The following is a 6263-nucleotide window of genomic DNA, read 5'->3' as shown; positions in this document are numbered from 1 at the left end:
GCAACGCGAGTGAAGCGGCTCATCGGACGCCCCCAGGAAAGCACTCAGTCGGAACGGAGATCAACCCCTCGTTTTGAAAAAGAGCTATATTTTTTATTTGTCACCTTGATTTCATTGACATAATAGTATTTCAACAACATGAAACCGCTAGGCATCTCGATGCTCTAGCGGTTTTTATCTGTCCTGATATAGAAAACACGGTATGAAAGGTAGAGTCTGCATACCGTATTTTCTTCTATATAATAGTGCATATAAAAATCTTATGCAGATAATTGTTGAATAGCTAATTCAAATTGTTGCTTTGGCTTTTTTCCGTAAAGCTCTATATTATTACAGAAATAGGACTCAACCATAAAATCAACAGCTTCCTGTAAAGAGAATTCTCGATGTTCCATTACGAGTGTTAGATATGTTTTGAAGTAATCGGCATTTTGTACTTTTACATGCTTAATCACAAAGTCAAACTCCTCTTCTATTAATTCATGACACAATTGCTTATTATAGCATCTTTCAATAAGGAAGCAAGTATTTGCAATTGTAAATTCTTCTTTACAATCGTTTACAAAGCATTACATTCCTTTACGTCTCTTTTACGAACTGTTTATACGACTTCAACAATCAAACATTATAGTAAAGATTGTAAGACAAACAACTATAAAAAAGTTAGTGACGGAGGCAAATGAGATGAAAAAGTGGAAGTACTTAACGATGACAGCGGTAATGGGTTCAGCTTTAATGCTTGGTGCATGTGGCAGTGACTCTGCGCAAAATGGTAACAACGCAGAAACAAAAACACCAGCAAGCTCAGAACAAGACACTGCTGACAAAAAACTGCAAGGGGCTGTAGCTGGAGATGGTTCATCAACAGTAGCACCAATTATTGAAGCAGTTGTTGAAGAGTATGCAGGAACTCAACCAGATGTCAAAGTATCGGTAGGTGTTTCTGGTACTGGTGGTGGCTTTGAAAAATTCATCGCAGGTGAGACAGACTTTTCAAACGCATCTCGTCATGTAAAGGATGAAGAGAAAGCAAAATTGGAACAAGCAGGAATTGCTTTTACAGAGCTTCCTTTAGCATATGATGGTATTTCAGTAGTCGTGAATCCTGAAAACGATTGGGCGAAGGATTTAACAGTAGATCAATTAAAGAAAATTTGGGTTGAAGATGGTACAGCTAAAAAATGGTCTGACATTGATCCATCATGGCCAGATGAAAAAATCGTGTACTACTCACCAGGTACTGACTCAGGTACGTATGATTACTTTGACGAAGTAGTGTTAGATGGTGCGGATCTAGCAAGTTCAGCAACATTATCAGAGGATGATAACATGCTAGTTCAAGGTATTGCAGGCGATAAAAATGCTATTGGCTTCTTCGGCTATGCGTACTACTTAGAAAATAAAGATAAATTAAACATTGTCAAAGTTAATGGTATTGAACCAACAAATGACACGATTGAAACAGGTGAATATGCACCACTATCACGTCCACTATTTGTTTATGTGAAAAATAGTGCGATGAAAGATAATGAAGCGGCATATGATTTCATTAAATTTACGCTTGAGCATGGTGGAGATATGGCAAATGCAGTTGGCTATGTTAGTCTACCTGAAGAAAAATATACAGAAACTTTAAAAACATTAGAAGGCTTAAAATAAGAAGACATGCATAGAGGGAAAGAGATGTATGCTCTTTCCCTCTCTTATTTGAAAGGAGTACCCAATGGTTTCTCAAAAAGAAAATAAGACAACATCTGTGCAGCAATTAATTGCAAATTCGCGCAATCATAAAACAAAGAAAATAGTGGAAAAAGCAATGCCAGCTCTATTATTTTCTGCAGCTCTTATCTCTATATTGACAACATTTGGCATTGTTTTCACACTAATTTTTGAAACGTTCGAATTCTTTAAACGTGTGTCGATTACGGATTTCCTTTTTGGTACACAGTGGCTACCCTTTTCAGGGAAGGAACCATTATTTGGGATTTTACCTTTAATTGCTGGTACATTGAAGGTAACACTTATTTCTATAGTTGTTGCAGTACCATTTGGTATTGCTTCAGCTATCTATTTAAGTGAATATGCAAGTGAAAAAATAAGACGTACTGTGAAGCCTATTTTGGAAGTATTAGCAGGTGTACCAACAATCGTTTATGGATTCTTTGCATTAACATTTGTTACACCAATGCTGCAGCAAATTATTCCAGGATTAAAACTATTTAATGCACTAAGTCCAGGAATCGTAGTTGGAATTATGATTTTACCAATGATTACATCACTTTCTGAGGATGCTATGTCCTCTGTTCCAAATAGTATGCGTGAAGGAGCTTTAGCTCTAGGTGCAACAAAATTTGAGGTTTCTATTAAGGTGGTATTACCAGCAGCATTATCAGGTATAATCGCTTCAGTTGTTCTAGCTATTTCCCGGGCAATTGGTGAAACAATGATTGTTTCGCTTGCAGGAGGATCTACACCGAAATTTGATTTAGATGTGACTGACTCCATTCAGACTATGACTGCTTATATAGTACAAGTTGCAACAGGTGATGCTGGATATGGTACAACAATTTATTACTCCATTTATTCAGTTGGGTTCACATTATTCATCTTTACGTTAGTGATGAATTTACTTGCTCACTATATATCGAAACGCTTTAGGGAGGTTTACTAGCATGAGCATGCGCTATATTGATGACAAGGTCGTCATGAAACGAATGACAAAGCGTATTACATTTAATAAAGTCTGGAAAATATTTTTCCTTTTAGCAACTACATTTGCTTTAGTGACTTTAGCTATTTTACTTTATCGAATTGTTACACAAGGTATTGATTATTTAACTTTCGATTTTTTGAAGAATTATGCATCACGTTTTGCTGATAAAGCTGGTATCAAGGCAGCTCTGATAGGTTCTCTTTGGTTGATGGGAGTTGTCGCACCAGTATCCATTATTTTGGGTGTTGGAACAGCAATCTATTTAGAAGAGTATGCTAAGAAAAATAAATTAAATGACTTTATTCGTATGAATATTTCTAACTTAGCAGGTGTGCCTTCCATCGTTTTTGGTTTATTGGGATTAACAATTTTTGTTCGTATGCTGGGATTAGGAAAAAGTGTTTTAGCAGCTGGTTTAACAATGAGCTTATTAATTTTACCTGTTATCATTGTGGCAGCACAGGAAGCGATTCGTGCAGTACCAAGCGAACAACGAGAAGCATCATATGGGATGGGAGCAACGAAATGGCAAACGATTGTACGCGTTGTATTACCAGCTGCCATTCCTGGGATTTTAACGGGTAGTATATTAGCATTGTCTCGAGCTATTGGTGAAACAGCACCGCTTGTTGTTCTAGGGATTCCTGTTATCTTGCAATTTTTACCTAATAGTTTATTAAGTCAATTCACGGCTTTACCTATGCAAATTTACGATTGGGCAAAACGTCCTCAAGAGGCATTTCAATATGTTGCGGCAGCCGGTATTTTAGTCTTGATGTCAGTGCTTTTATTGATGAACTCTATTGCAATCTTTATTCGAAATAAATTCCAAAAACGTTATTAATGAGGTGACCTTTATGGTAATAGATTTTCAAGAGGAAAAATCAGTTGTCAAATCGATTCAACCGACTTCTAAGCTTTCAGCTGATGTTACTAAAAATATAGTATATGATACACGTAATTTAAATTTATGGTATGGAGATCATCATGGCTTAAAAGATGTCAATTTAAGCATCTATGAAAATGAAGTGACTGCTATTATTGGTCCATCAGGTTGTGGTAAATCTACGTATTTAAAAACGCTAAATCGAATGGTAGAGCTAGTGCCGATCGTGCGCACATCTGGAGAAATTATCTATCGTGAGCGTAATATTTTAGATAAAAACTACACAGTAGAAGAATTACGTACACGTGTAGGAATGGTGTTCCAAAAGCCAAACCCATTCCCAAAATCTATTTATGATAATATCGCCTACGGTCCTCGTATCCATGGTATTAAAAATAAAAAGATTCTTGACGAAATTGTTGAGAAATCATTACGTGGTGCGGCGATTTGGGATGAGGTAAAGGATCGTTTAAATCAAAATGCATATGGCTTATCAGGTGGTCAGCAACAACGTATTTGTATTGCTCGTTGTTTAGCCATTGAACCAGACGTTATTTTAATGGATGAGCCTACATCTGCACTTGATCCTATCTCAACTTTAAAAGTAGAGGAACTTGTTCAGGAGCTGAAAAAGGATTACTCGATTGTCATCGTTACACATAATATGCAGCAAGCGGCACGAATTTCTGATCGAACAGCATTTTTCTTAAGTGGAGAGGTTGTTGAATACGATAAAACAGACGTTATCTTCCAGACACCTGCGGATCAACGTACTGAAGATTATATATCCGGTCGTTTCGGTTAAGGAGGAGTCAAAAATGGTCGTACGTGAACGTTTTGAGCAGGAATTAAAAGAAGTGCAAGCGCAATTTGTTGAGATTGCTACGAGCAGTATCAATGCTTTAAAGCTAGCATTTCAAGCATTGATAGAGCAAGATTTAGAGAAATCCCTAAAAATTCTTGAAGATGATTTAGTGATTAATCGGCTTGAGGAAGCCATTAATGATCATGTGATTTTACTGATTGCCAAGCAACAGCCTGTAGCTACTGATTTACGTCGTCTTATGGTATTAGTGAAAGCTGCCTCTGATATGGAAAGAGTAGGAGATTATGCAGTTAATATTGCCAAAGAAACAATTCGCATCGGAAAAGAGCCGCTAGTCTTTTCTACTACGAATTTACAAACGATGTGTAATAAAACAGTAGAGATGCTAGAGAGTGTTATTAAAGCCTTTACTGAGGAAGATACGGTTCATGCAAAAGAAATTGCAGAATTAGATGATTATATCGATGATTTATATGGCGCGACAATCACACTTTTACTTCGTGCAGGAGCTGAAAACCCAGCCCATATTTCCCAAATCACACACTTAACTTTTGTTTGCCGATATTTAGAGCGCTCAGCGGATCATGCCACAAATATTGCAGAACATTTATTTTACTTAGTTAAGGGCAAACATTATGAACTAAATAATTAATGCAAAGAAGAGCCAGCAATAAGCTCTTCTTTTTTTATCTTCATTTGGCAGATTTTTACTGTTCGAAAGCAGAGCGACAGCAACAAATGTTTTTGTGCCGAAAGTGAAGCATTAAGCACAGAATACTTATACCTCGAGATGAATGCATTTTTTCTATTCAGAATTCCTAGAAAAGAACATGATAGCAGCAACATAATTCGCTAAAATAGCGTCAAATACTAGGGTGGATTTGTATTGTCAAAAAATTATTTTGGTTATACTATAGACATTATTTAAATAAATATGCGAAGGAGGTGCTGCTTCGTGAAAGACGCTGTAGATTCACTCATCGAAAAATTTGCTATTGGTATCACATCAGAGCAACGTGACTATTTACGCTTTCTATATGAAAACTTACATCTTGAAGAATTAAGTGACAAGGAACAGCATTATTTTGTTAATTATTTTTACAAAAGTGAAACATTGCGAAATATGGCAGCATTTGCACTTGAATTGGCTGATATCATGCTAGAAATTCAAGAAAATATACCAGCGATTGAGCAAGCAGAGCGATTAGCCAATGGGAAAGAGCAGCGCTCATATTACGAGCATAAGTGGGAGGATGTAAGACGTCAAAAGCTAAAGCATCAAACAAAAAAAGATGGAAATATCCTATATGTTCCATTTAATGAATATAAAAAAGATCCTGGTCCGATTATTATCTGCCTTGAACAATCAACGGGTATGGAAGCATACACGGAGTTATGTAAAAGTATGATTTTACCATTGTTTATGAGTGCACATCGTGAGCATAGAGATTTATATATCGTTCCCTACGATTATCAAATTCATGTACACTACCGCTTTGAAAATGGTCATTTGAATTTATCCGATTTTAAGGATTTTATTGAATACAAGGCAAAGGGAGAAGCTGCAATACTTCCTGTATTACATTTTGTGAAAGGCTTACTACAGGAAAATCAACATTGCGGTGAAGCTGAGATTATTATCTTTACTGAAGGAATGCCTATTGATGGTCAGCATCTAGTTGGAAAGCAAGCAAAAACAATGCTAGAGGAATTAAAGAGCAAGTATCACGCTGAATTTTCGGTTATAGCTATGCATGAGCATAATTTTAATGAGCAGCAATTTTGGTTTGCCAATAAGGCCTTTTTTGCAGATGATGCTATTCAATAACAATAAGAGC

Annotated in this window: 7 protein-coding genes; 6 read left to right on the top strand and 1 reads right to left on the bottom strand. The window is 36.4% G+C overall.

Annotated elements, in window-relative coordinates:
- Nucleotides 1-260: 260 nt before the first annotated feature.
- The gene (locus ACQKIM_RS08045; protein WP_286927283.1) at nucleotides 261-455 is read right to left on the bottom strand and encodes a hypothetical protein; all 195 of its coding nucleotides are present in this window, start codon (nucleotides 453-455) and stop codon (nucleotides 261-263) included.
- A 229-nt stretch (nucleotides 456-684) separates the two neighbouring features.
- On the opposite strand from ACQKIM_RS08045, the gene ACQKIM_RS08040 reads away from it, so the two are divergent.
- From ACQKIM_RS08040 to ACQKIM_RS08015, 6 genes are all read left to right on the top strand, one after another.
- Nucleotides 685-1659: a PstS family phosphate ABC transporter substrate-binding protein gene (locus ACQKIM_RS08040; RefSeq protein WP_427541662.1), complete on the top strand. Its 975-nt coding sequence runs from the start codon at nucleotides 685-687 to the stop codon at nucleotides 1657-1659.
- Between the two features lie 64 nt (nucleotides 1660-1723).
- Nucleotides 1724-2671, top strand: coding sequence for a phosphate ABC transporter permease subunit PstC (gene pstC / locus ACQKIM_RS08035; protein WP_427541659.1), 948 nt, complete (start codon nucleotides 1724-1726; stop codon nucleotides 2669-2671).
- Between the two features lie 7 nt (nucleotides 2672-2678).
- Entirely contained in the window at nucleotides 2679-3557 is an 879-nt protein-coding gene (gene pstA / locus ACQKIM_RS08030) for a phosphate ABC transporter permease PstA (RefSeq protein ID WP_427541674.1), read from the top strand.
- A gap of 13 nt (nucleotides 3558-3570) precedes the next feature.
- Complete coding sequence (gene pstB / locus ACQKIM_RS08025) at nucleotides 3571-4404, top strand: phosphate ABC transporter ATP-binding protein PstB (protein WP_427541656.1); 834 nt, start codon at nucleotides 3571-3573, stop codon at nucleotides 4402-4404.
- Between the two features lie 13 nt (nucleotides 4405-4417).
- A complete protein-coding gene (gene phoU / locus ACQKIM_RS08020) occupies nucleotides 4418-5077 on the top strand; it encodes a phosphate signaling complex protein PhoU (RefSeq protein ID WP_427541653.1) in 660 nt (219 codons plus the stop codon).
- A 303-nt stretch (nucleotides 5078-5380) separates the two neighbouring features.
- Nucleotides 5381-6253 (top strand): hypothetical protein, encoded by an 873-nt coding sequence (locus ACQKIM_RS08015; protein WP_427541650.1) that lies wholly within the window; start codon nucleotides 5381-5383, stop codon nucleotides 6251-6253.
- Nucleotides 6254-6263 lie beyond the last annotated feature (10 nt).

It is taken from the genome of Lysinibacillus sp. NPDC047702 (assembly GCF_050272555.1).
Taxonomy (GTDB): Bacteria; Bacillota; Bacilli; order Bacillales_A; family Planococcaceae; genus Lysinibacillus.
The sequence above is the reverse complement of the archived record's forward strand: the minus strand, read 5'-3'. Positions and strand labels throughout refer to the sequence as shown.